This is a genomic window from Bradyrhizobium sp. LTSP885, assembly GCF_000938305.1.
GTDB lineage: Bacteria > Pseudomonadota > Alphaproteobacteria > Rhizobiales > Xanthobacteraceae > Bradyrhizobium.
In genome coordinates this window covers 237,141-251,947 of the sequence record NZ_JYMT01000004.1, presented here as the reverse complement: position 1 = coordinate 251,947, position 14,807 = coordinate 237,141, and the positions used below count along the sequence as shown (strand labels likewise).

The 14,807-nt window shown below is 64.8% G+C and carries 13 protein-coding genes; 10 read left to right on the top strand and 3 right to left on the bottom strand.

Annotated elements, in window-relative coordinates:
• Window positions 1-53 precede the first annotated feature (53 nt).
• Complete coding sequence (locus UP09_RS03530) at window positions 54-668, top strand: TetR/AcrR family transcriptional regulator (protein ID WP_044536616.1); 615 nt, start codon at window positions 54-56, stop codon at window positions 666-668.
• Between the two features lie 140 nt (window positions 669-808).
• Here UP09_RS03530 and UP09_RS03525 read toward each other — a convergent pair whose 3' ends face one another.
• A complete protein-coding gene (locus UP09_RS03525; RefSeq protein ID WP_044536615.1) occupies window positions 809-1,723 on the bottom strand; it encodes a LysR family transcriptional regulator in 915 nt (304 codons plus the stop codon).
• Window positions 1,724-1,839: 116 nt separating this feature from the next.
• Between UP09_RS03525 and UP09_RS03520 the strand changes: the two genes are divergently transcribed.
• The 8 genes from UP09_RS03520 (at window position 1,840) to UP09_RS03485 (ending at window position 11,478) form a co-directional block, all read left to right on the top strand.
• Window positions 1,840-3,336, top strand: coding sequence for a CoA-acylating methylmalonate-semialdehyde dehydrogenase (locus UP09_RS03520; protein ID WP_044536614.1), 1,497 nt, complete (start codon window positions 1,840-1,842; stop codon window positions 3,334-3,336).
• A gap of 121 nt (window positions 3,337-3,457) precedes the next feature.
• The gene (locus UP09_RS03515) at window positions 3,458-4,603 is read left to right on the top strand and encodes an isobutyryl-CoA dehydrogenase (RefSeq protein ID WP_044536858.1); all 1,146 of its coding nucleotides are present in this window, start codon (window positions 3,458-3,460) and stop codon (window positions 4,601-4,603) included.
• Entirely contained in the window at window positions 4,600-5,682 is a 1,083-nt protein-coding gene (locus UP09_RS03510; RefSeq protein ID WP_044536613.1) for an enoyl-CoA hydratase/isomerase family protein, read from the top strand. The genes UP09_RS03515 and UP09_RS03510 overlap by 4 nt, the downstream gene beginning before the upstream one ends.
• 26 nt (window positions 5,683-5,708) lie before the next feature.
• Window positions 5,709-6,596: a 3-hydroxyisobutyrate dehydrogenase gene (gene mmsB / locus UP09_RS03505; protein WP_044536612.1), complete on the top strand. Its 888-nt coding sequence runs from the start codon at window positions 5,709-5,711 to the stop codon at window positions 6,594-6,596.
• A 130-nt stretch (window positions 6,597-6,726) separates the two neighbouring features.
• Window positions 6,727-8,457, top strand: a complete 1,731-nt coding sequence (locus UP09_RS03500; protein ID WP_044536611.1) for an AMP-binding protein — start codon at window positions 6,727-6,729, stop codon at window positions 8,455-8,457.
• Window positions 8,458-8,460: 3 nt separating this feature from the next.
• Complete coding sequence (locus tag UP09_RS03495; RefSeq protein WP_044536610.1) at window positions 8,461-8,940, top strand: MaoC family dehydratase; 480 nt, start codon at window positions 8,461-8,463, stop codon at window positions 8,938-8,940.
• 247 nt (window positions 8,941-9,187) lie between these two features.
• Entirely contained in the window at window positions 9,188-10,105 is a 918-nt protein-coding gene (locus tag UP09_RS03490; RefSeq protein ID WP_044536609.1) for an SDR family NAD(P)-dependent oxidoreductase, read from the top strand.
• Window positions 10,106-10,236: 131 nt separating this feature from the next.
• On the top strand, window positions 10,237-11,478 hold the full coding sequence (locus UP09_RS03485) for a BaiN/RdsA family NAD(P)/FAD-dependent oxidoreductase (RefSeq protein ID WP_082069951.1): 1,242 nt from the start codon (window positions 10,237-10,239) through the stop codon (window positions 11,476-11,478).
• Window positions 11,479-11,489: 11 nt separating this feature from the next.
• Here UP09_RS03485 and UP09_RS03480 read toward each other — a convergent pair whose 3' ends face one another.
• Entirely contained in the window at window positions 11,490-12,707 is a 1,218-nt protein-coding gene (locus tag UP09_RS03480) for an MFS transporter (protein ID WP_044536608.1), read from the bottom strand.
• Window positions 12,708-12,799: 92 nt separating this feature from the next.
• On the opposite strand from UP09_RS03480, the gene UP09_RS03475 reads away from it, so the two are divergent.
• Entirely contained in the window at window positions 12,800-13,702 is a 903-nt protein-coding gene (locus UP09_RS03475; RefSeq protein ID WP_044536607.1) for a LysR family transcriptional regulator, read from the top strand.
• 9 nt (window positions 13,703-13,711) lie between these two features.
• Here the strand turns inward: UP09_RS03475 and UP09_RS03470 are convergent, their stop codons facing one another.
• Window positions 13,712-14,791 carry a D-TA family PLP-dependent enzyme gene (locus UP09_RS03470; protein WP_044536606.1) on the bottom strand — a complete coding sequence of 360 codons (1,080 nt, stop codon included), beginning with the start codon at window positions 14,789-14,791 and terminating at the stop codon, window positions 13,712-13,714.
• Window positions 14,792-14,807: the final 16 nt, after the last annotated feature.

Sequence of the window (14,807 nt, the reverse complement as noted above, 5' to 3'; positions counted from 1 at the left end):
TTTTCCGGCGTCAATCTGCTATTATATGATTAGAAACATTCCATGAGAGCGGCATGCGCTATTCGAAAGAGCACAAGCAGGAGACCCATGCACGGATCGTGCGCAAGGCCGCGGTGCGGCTGCGCGAGAAGGGCGCGCATGGCATCGGCGTCGCCGATCTGATGAAGGAGGCCGGCCTGACCCATGGCGGCTTCTACGCGCATTTCGATTCGCGCGAGGCGCTGGTGATCGAGGCGTTTTCCCACGCGATGGACCGCTCGACCGAGCGCTGGCGCAAGGTCGCCGAGGAGGTGCCGCCGGAGAAGCGGCTGTCGACCATCGTCGATTCCTACCTGACCGCGGTTCATCGCGACGACCCCGGCCACGGCTGCGCGGTACCGACGCTCGGTGCCGAGATCGCACGCGAGACCCCGAAGACCCGCAAGGCCTTCGCGCTCAAGCTCGAGCAGATGATCGACATGATGGCCGACCAGATCCTCGACGTCCCGCGCAAGACCGCGCGCAAGCAGGCGATGGCGACGCTGGCGACGATGATGGGCACCATCGTGATGTCGAGGATCGCGGGCAATGGCGAATTGTCGGAGGAAGTTTTGAGCGCCGGCCGCGAGGCGGTGCTGGGACGTGCCGCGGCGGCGAAGGCGCCGGTGAAGAAGGCCAAGGTGAATTAGGCGGAGTCTCTCCCACTGTCGTCCCGGGCTTGACCCGGGACCCATAACCACAAGTGGTGATTGTTTTGCGCTGCTGGGGCTGCGATCCCGACAACAATGCATGGTCGTGGTAATGGGTCCCGGCCTTCGCCGGGACGACACTATGGCCCGCTGAACAGCGCGCGGTCGGCTTCCACCGTCTCGTAAATGTAATCCGCCACCGCGCGGATGCGGGCGAGGTCCTTGCTGTCGGCGTGCATCAGGAGCCAGAAGGTGCGGGAGATCCGCACCTCGTCCGGCAGCACCGCCTGCAATTCCGGATGCGCCGTCGCCATGAAATGCGGCAGCACGGCGATGCCGAAGCCTGACATGGTGGCGTTGAGCTGCGCGATCAGATTGGCGCTGCGGAATTTTGCCGAAATTTTTGGCGAGACTTGCGGCAAATAATCCAGTTCCGGCGTGAACAGCAGCTCCTCGATGTAGCCGACGAAGCGGTGCTGCGGCAGGTCGGCGCGCGCGGCGATGCGAGGGGCCTGCGCCAGATAGGCCGGTGCGGCATAAAGCCCAAGCGTGTAATCGAGCAGCTTGCGGCCGACGATCCGGCCTTCCTTCGGCATGGTCAGGCTGATCGCGATATCGGCCTCGCGCTTGGAGAGCGAGAACAGCCGCGCGGTCGCGACGAGCTGCAGGTCGAGATCGGGATACCGCTCGGTGAACTTGACCAGCCGCGAGGCCAGGAAGTGGCTGCCGAAGCCGTCGGGCGCGCCGATCCGCACCGTGCCGGTGAGGTGGGCGCGGGAGCCGCCGACCGCCTCCTGGTTGGCCACAATCGTGGATTCCAGCGCCTCCGCACTGTCAGCGACGCGCTGGCCGGCCTCGGTGAGGAGGTAGCCGGTCTTGCGGCGATCAAACAGTTTTGCGGAGAGGTGACGCTCCAGCCGGTCGACACGCCGGATCACTGTGGCATGATCGACGCCGAGCTGCTTGGCGGCAGCCGACACCGACCCGCCGCGCACGATCGCCAGCACGAAGCGGAAGTCGTCCCAGTCGATGGTGCCGCCGCCTTGATCCAGCATTTCCGCACATCTATGGTGCAATTTATCGGACTTGTATCCTATAAAATGCAGGGTCAATAGAGCTTGTAAAGCGGTCTTCGCAGGCTGGCGATTCTGGTCCTTGAGGGAGGTTATCCATGCGTTCAATCGGACATTTCATCGGTGGCAAGGAGGTCAAGGGCACCTCGGGCCGCACGGCTGACGTCTTCGAGCCGATGACCGGCGAGGTCCAGGGCAAGGTGGCGCTGGCCTCCAAGGCCGAAGTCCGCGCCGCCGTCGAAAATGCCAGGGCCGCGCAGGGCGAATGGGCCGCCACCAACCCGCAGCGCCGCGCCCGCGTCATGATGAAGTTCGTCGAACTGGTGCAGCGCGACTATGACAAGCTCGCCGAATTGCTCGCGCGCGAACACGGCAAAACCGTTCCCGACGCCAAGGGCGACATCCAGCGCGGCCTCGAAGTCGCCGAATTCGCCTGCGGCATCCCGCATCTGATGAAGGGCGAATACACCGAAGGTGCCGGTCCCGGCATCGACATCTATTCGATGCGGCAGCCGCTCGGCGTCGTCGCCGGCATCACGCCGTTCAATTTCCCAGCGATGATCCCGATGTGGAAATTTGCGCCCGCGATCGCCTGCGGCAACGCGTTCATCCTGAAGCCCTCCGAGCGCGATCCCGGCGTGCCGATGGCGCTTGCCCAGTTGATGATCGAGGCGGGGCTGCCGGCCGGCATCCTCAACGTCGTCAACGGCGACAAGGAAGCGGTCGACGCCATCCTCGACGATCCCGATATCAAGGCGATCGGCTTCGTCGGCTCGACCCCGATCGCGCAGTACATCTATGAGCGCGCGGCGCAGACCGGTAAGCGCTGCCAGTGTTTTGGCGGCGCCAAGAACCACGCCATCATCATGCCCGATGCCGACATGGACCAGACCGTCGACGCGCTGATCGGCGCTGGCTACGGCTCGGCCGGTGAGCGCTGCATGGCCGTCTCGGTCGCGGTCCCCGTCGGCAAGACCACCGCCGACCGTCTGATGGAAAAGCTGATCCCGCGCGTGGAGTCTTTGAAGATCGGCACCTCGGTCGATCCGTCGGCCGATTACGGCCCGCTGGTGACCCGCGAGGCGGTCGAGAAGGTGAAGGGCTATATAGATATCGGCATCAAGGAAGGCGCGACGCTCGCCGTCGACGGCCGCGGCTTCAAGATGCAGGGCTACGAGAAGGGCTTCTATCTCGGCGGTTCGCTGTTCGACAACGTCACCAAGGACATGCGGATCTACAAGGAAGAGATCTTTGGCCCGGTGCTCTCGGTGGTGCGCGCTCACGATTACCATGAAGCGCTGGCGTTGCCGTCGGACCACGACATGGGCAACGGTGTCGCGATCTTCACCCGCGACGGCGACACCGCGCGCGACTTCGCCGCCAAGGTCAATGTCGGCATGGTCGGCATCAATGTGCCGATTCCGGTGCCGATCGCCTATTACACCTTCGGCGGCTGGAAGAAGTCGGGCTTCGGCGATCTCAACCAGCACGGTCCGGACTCGATCCGCTTCTACACCAAGACCAAGACGGTGACCTCGCGCTGGCCGTCGGGCGTCAAGGATGGTGCGGAGTTCTCGATCCCGACGATGAAGTGATTCCCACAGCCGTCATTGCGAGGAGCGAAGCGACGAAGCAATCCATTCTTTCCCGGTGCGGGGGTGTGGATTGCTTCGCTTCGCTCGCAATGACGACGAGGTGACAAAGGTAGGCGGCGAGATGCAGTTCGCGCTCAACGAGGACCAGATCGCCGTTCGCGACATGGCGCGGGCGTTTGCGGCGGAGAAGATCGCGCCGCATGCGCTCGAATGGGACGAGACAAAGCATTTCCCTGTCGATGTGATGCGCGAGGCCGCAAGCCTCGGCATCGGCGGCATCTACATCCGCGACGATGTCGGCGGCTCGGCGATGACGCGCTTCGACGCGGCGCTGATCTTCGAGGCGCTGGCGACGGGCTGTCCGACCACGTCGGCCTTCATCTCGATCCACAACATGGCGTCCTGGATGATCGATGCCTATGGCAACGACACCCAGCGCCACAAATGGCTACCAAAACTCTGCACCATGGAGTTCCTGGCGAGCTATGCCTTGACCGAACCGGGCGCCGGTTCGGATGCCGCTGCCCTGCGTACCCGTGCGGTGCGCGACGGCGACCACTACGTGCTCAACGGCCAGAAGCAGTTCATCTCCGGTGCCGGGAGTACCGATCTTTTGGTGGCGATGGTGCGGACCGGCGGCGATGGCCCCGGCGGCATCTCGACGATTGTGATCGACGGCAAGACGCCCGGCGTGTCGTTCGGCGCCAACGAGCGCAAGATGGGCTGGAACGCGCAGCCGACCCGCGCTGTCGTCTTCGAGAATGCCCGCGTGCCGGTCGAGAACCGGCTTGGCGACGAGGGCATCGGGTTCAAGATCGCGATGGCCGGCCTCGACGGCGGCCGCATCAACATCGCGGCGTGCTCGCTCGGCGGTGCCCAGGCCGCGCTCGACAAGTCGCTGGCCTATATGAGGGACCGCAAGGCGTTCGGCAAGCGCCTCGACGAATTCCAGGCGTTGCAGTTCAAGATCGCCGACATGGCGACCGAGCTGGAAGCCGCGCGCACCTTCGTCTGGCGTGCCGCTGCCGCGCTCGACCGCAAGGATGCCGACGCCAGCATGCTGTGCGCAATGGCAAAACGCTTCGGCACCGATGTCGGCTTCGAGGTCGCCAACCAGGCGCTGCAGCTGCATGGCGGCTACGGCTACCTCAGCGAATACGGCGTCGAGAAGATCGTGCGCGATTTGCGCGTGCACCAGATCCTCGAAGGCACCAATGAAATCATGCGGCTGATCGTGTCGCGCAAGCTGATCGAGGGCGCGCGATGAATGATGCTGTCGTTGCCGAAAGCGATCTGATCGCGCGCAAGGAAGGTTCGGCCGGCATCATCCGCCTCAACCGGCCGAAGGCGATCAATGCCGTGACGCTGGAGATGTTTCACGACATCGACCGGGCGCTCGATGCGTTCGAGGCCGACCCTGATGTCGCTGTCATCGTGCTGGAGGGCGCCGGCGAGCGCGGGCTGTGTGCCGGCGGCGATATCCGCGCGCTCTGGGAAAGCTCGAAGGTGCGAGGTGACCTCGGCAAGATCCTGTGGCGCGACGAATACATTCTCAACGCGCGGATCAAGCAGTTCCCAAAACCCTATGTCGCCTTCATGGACGGCATCGTGATGGGCGGCGGCGTCGGATTGTCGGCGCATAGCCGTCACCGCGTGGTGACGGAACGAACAAAGCTTGCGATGCCGGAAGTCGGCCTCGGCTTCTTCCCCGATGTCGGCGGCACCTATCTGTTGTCGCGTTCGCGGGGCGAGATCGGCACCTATTTTGGTCTCACCGGCACGACCATGAACGGGCCCGATGCGATCTACGCAAAATTCGCGGATGCTGTGGTGCCGAGCGCCAAACTCGCCGCGCTGCGCGAGGCGTTGACCAAGGTTCGACCGGGCACGAATTCAGCCGAGATCGACAAGCTCATCGGCGGTTTTGCGACCGGCGAGACATCAGGGCCTGTCGCAGCCCAACAGGCCAAAATCGACGGCTGGTTCGCCCATGACCGGATGCAAGACATCGTCGCCGCGCTGAAGGCCGACGGATCGGACCTTGCGCAGGCGACCTTGAAGACGTTGGGTGAGAAATCGCCGCGTGGCATGGTGGTGACGCTGAAATTGCTTCGGCTGGCACGGACGTCAGCGAATCTGGAAGCGTGCCTGGTGCGCGAATATCGCGCCGCGCTCGAGGTTTTCGCCAGCGACGATTTCCGCGAGGGCGTGCGCGCTGCCGTGATCGACAAGGATCGCAATCCGAAATGGTCGCCGCCGCGGATCGAGGATGTGACGCCCGAGATGGTCGCGCGTTACTTCGCCGAGATCGGCGCCGACGAACTGACATTTCCGGACAGCAAATAGAAACGTCACAAGCGGAGGAACTTCCCATGGCACACATCGCATTCATCGGGCTCGGCAATATGGGCGGGCCGATGGCGGCCAATCTGGTCAAGGCCGGCCACAAGGTGACCGCGTTCGATCTGGTCGCAGCGTCCCGCGACCAGGCCAGGAGCGACGGCGCTGCGATCGCCGAAACCAGCGCCAGTGCGGTGAAGGGCACGGATGTCGTCATCACGATGCTGCCGGCCGGCAAGCACGTGCTGGGTGTCTGGAACGAAGTGCTCCCGCATATGACCAAGGGTACGCTGATCATCGATTGCTCGACCATCGACGTCGAAAGCGCCAAGCAGGCGCACGCGGTTGCCGCCAAACATGGCATCGCCTCGGTCGATGCGCCGGTGTCCGGCGGCACCGGCGGCGCCAAGGGCGCGACCTTGACCTTCATGTGCGGCGGCGAGACCACGGCGTTTGCCGCGGCCCAGCCGGTGCTGATCAACATGGGCAAGAAGATCGTGCATTGCGGCGGCGCCGGCGCGGGGCAGGCCGCCAAGATCTGCAACAACATGATCCTGGGCATTTCCATGATCGCGGTCGGCGAAGCGTTTGCGCTCGCGGAAAAACTCGGCCTGTCGCACCAGGCGTTGTTCGACGTCGCCTCGACCTCGTCGGGGCAATGCTGGTCGCTGACGACCTATTGCCCGGTTCCCGGCCCGGTGCCGACCTCGCCGGCCAACAACGGCTACAAGCCCGGCTTCGCCTCGAACCTGATGGTGAAGGACCTGACATTGGCGCAGGACGCGGCCAAGGCCGCCGGTGCCGCCACACCGCTCGGCAAGCATGCGCAGGAACTTTACCAGGCCTTCGACGCAGCCGGGAATGGCGGGGTCGACTTTTCCGGAATTATCCAGCACGTTCGCAGCCTCGCTGGGAAATAGCCTTCGCTCGTAGCCCGGATGAAGCGAAGCGAAATCCGGGACAGTTTGTCACCTTGCGCGACCGGCCCCGGATTGCGCTTCGCTTCATCCGGGCTACGTTGAATGCTGATTGCAACGGGCTCGGAAGAAGATGACCACATTCCAGGACGCGCGCGCCTTTCTGCTCAAGCACCGCACCGACTACGACGCCGCGGTGAAGGGATTCCGCTGGCCCGATCCGGTGCCGTTCAACTGGGCGCTGGACTGGTTCGATGCCGAACTGGCGCGCAATCCTGACAGCCGCGACCGTCCGGCGCTGTGGATCGTCGATGCCGCCGCCAACAAGGAGACAAAGCTCTCCTTCGCCGCGCTGTCGCGCCGCTCCAACCAGGTCGCGAACTTTCTGCGTGCGCAGGGGTTGAAGCGCGGCGATCATTTGCTGCTATTGCTCGGCAATGTCGTGCCGCTCTGGGAGACCATGCTGGCGGCGATCAAGCTCGGCGTCGTCGTGATTCCCGCAACCACGCTGCTGACACCGGATGAATTGCGCGACCGGCTCGACCGCGGACGGGCGAAGGCGGTGGTTGCCACGCAAGATCAGGTCGCGAAGTTCAAGGACCTCGGCAGCGAGAATCTCGCGCGCATCGTGGTTGGCGCGACGCAGGCGCACGACGGTTGGTTGCCGTTCGAGGACGTGACCAATGCGTCTGAAACCTTCGCGCCTGATGGCCCGACCAACGCTGACCACCCGATGCTGCTCTATTTCACCTCGGGGACAACAGCCAAACCGAAGCTGGTGCGGCACAGCCAGCGCAGCTATCCGGTCGGCCATCTCTCGACCATGTACTGGATCGGGCTCCAGCCCGGCGACGTCCATCTCAATATCTCCTCGCCCGGCTGGGCCAAGCATGCCTGGAGCTGCTTCTTTGCGCCGTGGAATGCCGGCGCCACCGTGTTCGTGGTCAACCAGCCGCGCTTTGACGCCAAGGGATTGCTCGCCACCATCGGCCGTTGCGGCGTCACCACGCTGTGCGCGCCGCCGACGGTGTGGCGGATGTTCATCCAGGAGCAGCTCGCGACCTTCAAGATGTCGTTGCGCGAGGTCTGCGGTGCCGGCGAGCCGCTCAATCCGGAAGTGATCGACCAGGTCAAGGCGGCCTGGGGCCTGACCATCCGCGATGGCTACGGCCAGACCGAGACGACGGCGTTGGCCGGCAACTCGCCCGGGCAGAAGGTGAAGGTCGGCTCGATGGGCCGGCCATTGCCAGGCTATCGCGTGCAGGTGTCAGACAATGACGGCCATGCTTCGCGTGAAGGCGAGGTGTCCCTGCTGCTCGGCGCTGACAGGCCGGCGGGTCTGATGCAGGGCTATGAGAGCGACGGCAAGCTCAGCGGCGCCGATGGCGATATCTATCGCAGCGGCGACGTCGTGTTCACCGATGACGAGGGTTATCTGACCTTCGTCGGCCGCACCGACGACGTCTTCAAATCCTCCGACTACCGCATCTCGCCGTTCGAGCTGGAGAGCGTGCTGCTCGAACACGATTCGGTGGCTGAGGCCGCTGTCGTGCCGAGCCCGGATCCGATCCGGCTTGCGATCCCGAAGGCCTATGTGCTGCTGGTGGCCGGCGTCGAGCGGACGCCGGAAACGGCGCTGTCGATCTTTAAGCACCTGCATATGCGGCTGGCGCCGTTCAAGCGCATCCGCAAGATCGAGCTGGTCAGCGAGCTGCCGAAGACGATTTCGGGAAAAATCCGCCGGGTGCAGTTGCGCCGGCTCGAACATGACGATAATCGCGGAGATGCATTGCGCGGGAAAGAGTTCCGCGAGGAGGAATTCCCGGAACTGCAGAAAGTGCGGACGTCCGGATCGGAGAGCTAATCAATGAACGAAGTCTGGAAGAAGCCGCCGGTGTCGCTGGAAACCTATCAGGGCATGGTCGGCAAGGAGATCGGCGTGTCCTCGTGGCATCTGGTCGATCAGGGCCGCATCGACACCTATGCCGACGTGATCGAGGATCATCAGTTCATCCATGTCGATCCCGAACGCGCGAAGAAAGAAACCGCCTTCGGCACCACGATCGCGCACGGCTTCCTCACGATGTCGCTGATGTCGATCATGTCCTACGAGGTGATGCCGGTCGTCGAAGGCACCGCGATGGGCGTCAATTACGGCTTCGACAAGTTGCGCTTCATCTCCCCGGTGCGCTCGGGAAAACGCGTTCGTGGCCGTTTCGTGCTGGCGGAAGCCAAGCTGCGCAAGCCGAAGGAACTGTTGTCACGCACCAGCGTCACAGTCGAGATCGAGGGTGAAGAGAAGCCCGCGCTGGTCGCCGACTGGCTCGGGTTGATCTATTTCAGTTAGGCGATTCCCGCGTCATTGCCGGGCTTGACCCAGCCATCCATCGCTGCTCAAAAGCTTGCCAATCACGCGCTCGGTGCACCCTCTCCCCTTGTGGGAGAGGGTGGCGAAATCGAGCGGAGCGAGATGTAGCCGGGTGAGGGGTCTCTCTCCGCGAGCTCATCTCGTGGAGAGATACCCCTCATCCGGCGCGCTGCGCGCGCCACCTTCTCCCACAAGGGGAGAAGGGAAGAAAAGCAGGACGTGCACTATGGCAATCAGGTTTGACGGACGCGTCGCTATCGTCACTGGCGCGGGCAATGGTCTGGGACGGGCGCATGCGCTGGGGCTCGCCAGCCGCGGCGCCAAGGTCGTCGTCAATGATTTCGGCGGCGCGCGCGACGGCACCGGCGGCTCGTTGTCGCCGGCCGAGACCGTGGTCGAGGAGATCCGCAAGGCCGGCGGCACCGCGATGGCCGATGGTGCCGACGTCTCGAACTTCGAGCAGGTCACCGCGATGGTCGAGCGCACCAGCAAGGAGTGGGGCAGCGTCGATTTGTTGTGCGCCAATGCCGGCATCCTGCGTGACAAGTCGTTTGCGAAAATGGAAGTGGCCGACTGGGCCAAGGTGCTCGACGTGCATCTCACCGGCAGCTTCTACTGCTGCAAGGCGGTGTGGGCTGGGATGCGCGAGCGCAATTACGGCCGCATCGTGCTGACGACCTCGTCGTCGGGCCTGTTCGGCAATTTCGGCCAGGCCAATTACGGCGCGGCGAAGGCCGGCATGGTTGGCCTGATGAACGTGCTCGCTGAAGAGGGCCGCAAGAACAACATCAAGGTCAACACGGTCTCGCCGACGGCGGCGACCCGCATGACCGAGGAATTGCTGCCGCCGCAGGCGCTGCAACTGATGAAGCCGGAAGCGATCACGCCAGCGGTGGAATTCCTGCTCAGCGAGGACGCGCCGACCCGCACCATCATGGGCGCCGGCGCCGGCTCGTTCGCGGTCATCAAGGTGCTGGAGACAGAAGGCGTCAACCTGCCGCAGTCCGACTGGACGCCTGATGCGGTAGCTGCGCATTTTGCCGAGATCGGCGACATGTCGACCGCCAAGGCGCTGCAAGGCGCATTCGAGCAGACGCAGAAATACGTCGCGCAGGCCGCGTCGCGGGCGGGCGTGAAGTTGTGAGATTGTCGTTCCGGGGCGATGCGAAGCGTCGAACCCTCAGGTGCGCAATTGCGCACCGAGAACCTCGAGATTCCGGGTCTGGTGCTTCGCACCATCCCGGAATGACGTTCATCTAATTGGACGCCGCTCTCATGTCATCAACCGCGAAGCACGCCGCCATCATCGGAGCCGGACCTGCCGGCCTGATGGCGGCGGAAGTGCTCGCACAGGGTGGCGCAAGCGTCACCGTCTACGACGCGATGCCGTCGGCTGGCCGCAAGTTCCTGATGGCCGGGCGCGGCGGCCTCAATCTCACCCATAGCGAACCGTTGCCGGATTTCCTCGCGCGCTACCGCGAGGCGATGCCGCATCTGAAAGCGGCGATCGAGGCGTTTCCACCTGATACCTTGCGTGACTGGAGCGAGGCGTTGGGGCAACCGACCTTCGTCGGTAGTAGTGGCCGGGTGTTTCCAAAGGCCTTCAAGGCCTCGCCGCTGCTGCGCGCCTGGTTGCGGCGGCTCGATGCCGCGGGTGTAAAGTTCGCGTTCCGGCATCGCTGGCTTGGATGGGACGAGGGTGGAGGACTGTTGTTTGCAACGCCGGATGGTCCGCGCGTGATCAACGCAGACGCAACCGTGCTGGCGCTTGGCGGTGCAAGCTGGCCGCGGCTTGGCTCGGATGGCGTATGGACGGCACCCCTCGCCGCGAAGGGCATCGCCATTGCACCGATGCGGCCATCCAATTCCGGTTTCACCGTCGACTGGTCCGATATTTTCCGTGATCGGTTTGAAGGCCAACCGCTCAAGGGCATTGCTTTGACGATTGGCACGCATACTGAACGTGGCGAGGCGATCGTCACCCGCACTGGCATCGAAGGTGGCCTGATCTACGCGCTGTCGGCGGAGTTGCGCGACGCTGTACTCGCGAAGGGAATGGCGACGCTCTCCGTGGCGTTACGACCGGACTTTGCGGTTGCAGACCTGACGGCTCGTTTGTCGGCATCGCGAGGCAAGCAATCCTTCTCCAATTTCCTGCGCAAGGCCGCGCAGCTCTCCCCCGTCGGCATCGGGCTGCTGCAGGAGGCGGCTGTGATCTCCGGCCGCTCGCTTGCGTCACTGCCGGCGGCCGATCTCGCTGAGCTGATCAATGCGGTGCCGATCCGGATCACCGGCGTGGCGCCAATCGCGCGCGCGATCTCGACCGCCGGCGGCATAGCTTTCGATGAGCTCGACGGCAATTACATGCTGCGCCGTGTGCCCGGCGTCTTTGCCGCCGGCGAGATGCTTGATTGGGAAGCGCCGACCGGCGGCTATCTTCTGCAGGCGTCGTTCGCGACGGGCGTTGCCGCAGGGAAGGGCGCATTGCGATGGCTGTCGCAACGCGCCGCATCCTGATTTGGGGAAGCTCACGACGAGCCGATCTTCGTCGCGATATCCGTGATAACGGCGAGCACGCCGAACACCGCAGCCACCGCGCAGACCATTGGCCAGCCGCCGAAATTCCATGCGGCTGACGCGGCGGCCGCGCCGACGGTGCCGCCGACGAAGAACAGCGCTACGAACAGGCCGTTGGTCCGGCCACGCGCCTCCGGCCGCAGCAGATTGACGGCGCGACGGCCGAGCGTCTGGTCGGTGGTGATGCCGAAATCGAGCAGGATGGTGCCGGCGCTCAACACCGCCAATGCCGCGATCCGGGATTCGATCATGCCGGCCCATGCGCACAGCGCGAGCGAGGCGATGATCATGAGGTGCGAGCCGATCAGCAACGGCCGCGCGAAGCCGCGGTCGCCCCAACGGCCGGCGATTGGCGTTGCCGCGGCTCCCGCCACACCGATCAGCGCGAACAGCGCGATTCCCCTGGCGTCGAGCCTGAACGGCGCGTCCGGCAGGCGCAGCGCGACGGCCGCCCAGAACGCGGTGAATGACGCCATCATCAGCGCTGCGGTCCAGGCGCGAACGCGCAGCACCGGTTCCTCCCGCAGCAATCTTGGAAACGAGCGCAGCAGCGCGCCGTAGCTGATTTTTGCCGCCGGCTGCAGCGTCGGCAGATGGCGCGCCAGCGCGCCGGCGAGCGCGGTCATCAGACCGGCAGAGACGACGTAATAACCGCGCCAGCTCCAGGCATCCGCGATCAGGCTCGCCGCCGGCCGCGACAGCAGGATGCCGATCATCAATCCGCTCATGACATCGCCGATCGCCTGTCCGCGGCGCTCCGGTGGGACCATCGACGCGACCAGCGGCACCACCATCTGGATCGCGGCGCAGGATGCGCCGAGGATGAAGGTCGCAGCGAGCAGCATCAGCGCTGTCGGTGCCAGCGCGGTGCCTAGAGCTGCCACAATCGCACAGCCGAGCGTGCACAGGATCACACGCTTGTTCTCGACGAGATCGACCAGCGGCACCAGCAGCACGAGCCCGAGCGCGTAGCCGAGCAGGGTCAGCGTGCTGATCAGGCCGGCCTGCAACGCCGTCATATCGAGCGACCGGCTGATCAGGCCGACCAGAATCTGCGGCGCGAACAGATTGGTGACGACCGTGCCGGCGGTGATGGCGCCGATCCAGATCAGGGGGCGCACTGAGACCGGGCGTGCCGGGGAGAGTTTTGTGGCTTCGGAGATGGTCATGGAACCTCGCGGGTGAGTTGCGAAGTCCCTTTATGCGCTCAGCCTAATATGCTACAATTCAATTAAGCCGATAAAGAATATGCGGGATAGTCATGAACACGCACGACCTTGTTGCCTTCGTCGCCGTGGTGGAGACCGGATCGATCGTTGCGGCCTCGGCACGGCTCAATCTGACGCAGCCTGGCGTGACGCGGCGGATACAGAATCTCGAGGAGATGCTGGGCGCGCAGTTGCTGGATCGGCTCTCCAAGCCGCTGAAGCCGACGGCGGCCGGACATGAGGCGTATGAGCAGGGCCGCCGCGTGCTGCGCATGCTCGACGATCTCAAGTCGGGCGTTGCCAATGACGGCGTGGTGCGCGGCGAGTTCAGGCTCGGGCTGACGCCGTTCCTGTCGGAAGCCGGGCTATCAGGGCCGCTCGATGCGGTGCGCGCGCAGTTTCCGGCGCTCGGCGTGCGCGTCGTGTCTGGCTGGTCACCGCACGCGATCGAGTGTGTGTCCCGCAATGAGCTCGACGCGGCCGCGATCTGCCTGCCGGATGGCGTGGTGCCGCCGGCCGATCTTGTTGCCGATGATCTCGGCGCGCAGCCGGTGATCTTCGTCGTCGCGCGCGGCATGAAGATGCCGCGGTCGGTCGATCTGGAATGTCTCTCGCAGATGGGCTGGGTGATCAACCAGGATGGTTGCGGCTTTCGTCAGGTGCTGAAGCGCCGCTTCGATGCGGCGCATCTGCCGTTCAATGTCGCGGTCGAGGCGCTCGACAGCGAGCTGCGGCTGTCGCTGGTGGCGCGCGGGCTCGGCGTCGGCCTCGTGACCCCGCTCGCGCTGAAGCGCAGCGCGTTCCGCGACAAGCTCAAGCAGGTCAAGACGCCGGATTTCAATCCCGCGGTGCGCGCCTGGATCGTGCACCGCCCGCCGGCGGGCCGGCTGACGCGGCCGATCGAGGTGTTTCGCGACGCGTTGGATCGGGAGCTGCAAGCGCTGATCCACGGGTAGTGGTGCGTCCTACCGCAGCTTCCCCCGCGCCGCGACCGGCAGCGTGCCGATGATCTCGTCGCCGCGCACCATCACCACCTCGTCCATCATGTTGACGACGACGCAGACGTGATTGGGCACGATCCGCACGACGTCGCCGACGCCGGGCCGCGTGTTGCTGCGGGCGAGGTCGAGGAAGCCGTGCTCCTCGGCGAAACGTGCGATCTTCGCTTCGGGATGTTCGAGGATCAGGCCGTGGCCTTCGAGGCCGCCGGTATCCGACGTCAGCGTTTTCGAGCCGGCATCGAGGATGCCGCGCTCGGGACCCGCGCGGCTGACGACGGTGGAGTAGATATGAAGCGCGCAGTCGTCCCAGGTGGCAACGCCAGCCGCGACCTGCATGCGGTCATTGTAGATGTAGGTGCCGAAGCGATGCTCGGTGCCACCCTTCAGCTTGCCGATGTTGACAAGGTTCGGCGTGCCGCCGGTCGAGACGATCGCAGCGTCCAGGCCGTGCGCACGCACGCCGGCGAGGGCCTCGTCGTAGAATTTCTGCGCGTCGCCCCAGCCGGTTTCGGTTGGGTAGAGCATGAAGCCCGCGAAGGTCAGTCCCTTCGAGCCGGCGATCTCCCGCGCCAGCGCGATCGCCTCGGCAGGAGTCTCGACGCCGGCGCGCTTGCGGCCCGTATCGCATTCGACCACGACCGAGAGCGGGCGGCCGGAGGCAGCGGCGGCCTTCGGCAGATCGCCGACCACGACGGAATTGTCGGCCGCGACGGTGACGTTGGTTTTCCCCTGCAACGCGCCGAGCCGCGCCATCTTCTCGTCGCCAAGCAGATTGTAGCTGATCAGGATGTCGTCGATCCCGGCATCCGCCATGATTTCGGCCTCGCCGAGCTTCTGGCAGGTGATGCCCTTGGCGCCGGCCTTGACCTGCAGCTGCGCCAGGGTGGGATTCTTGTGGGTCTTGATATGGGGCCGGTTGGCGACGCCGGCGGCGTCACAGGCCGCCTGGATGCGCGCGATGTTGCGCTCGACCCGGTCCATGTCGATCACAGCGCAGGGCGTGCCGTAGTCCCGGGCGATTTTGGCGGCGAGGGGTGTGGTCATGTTGTCGACTCCAGTT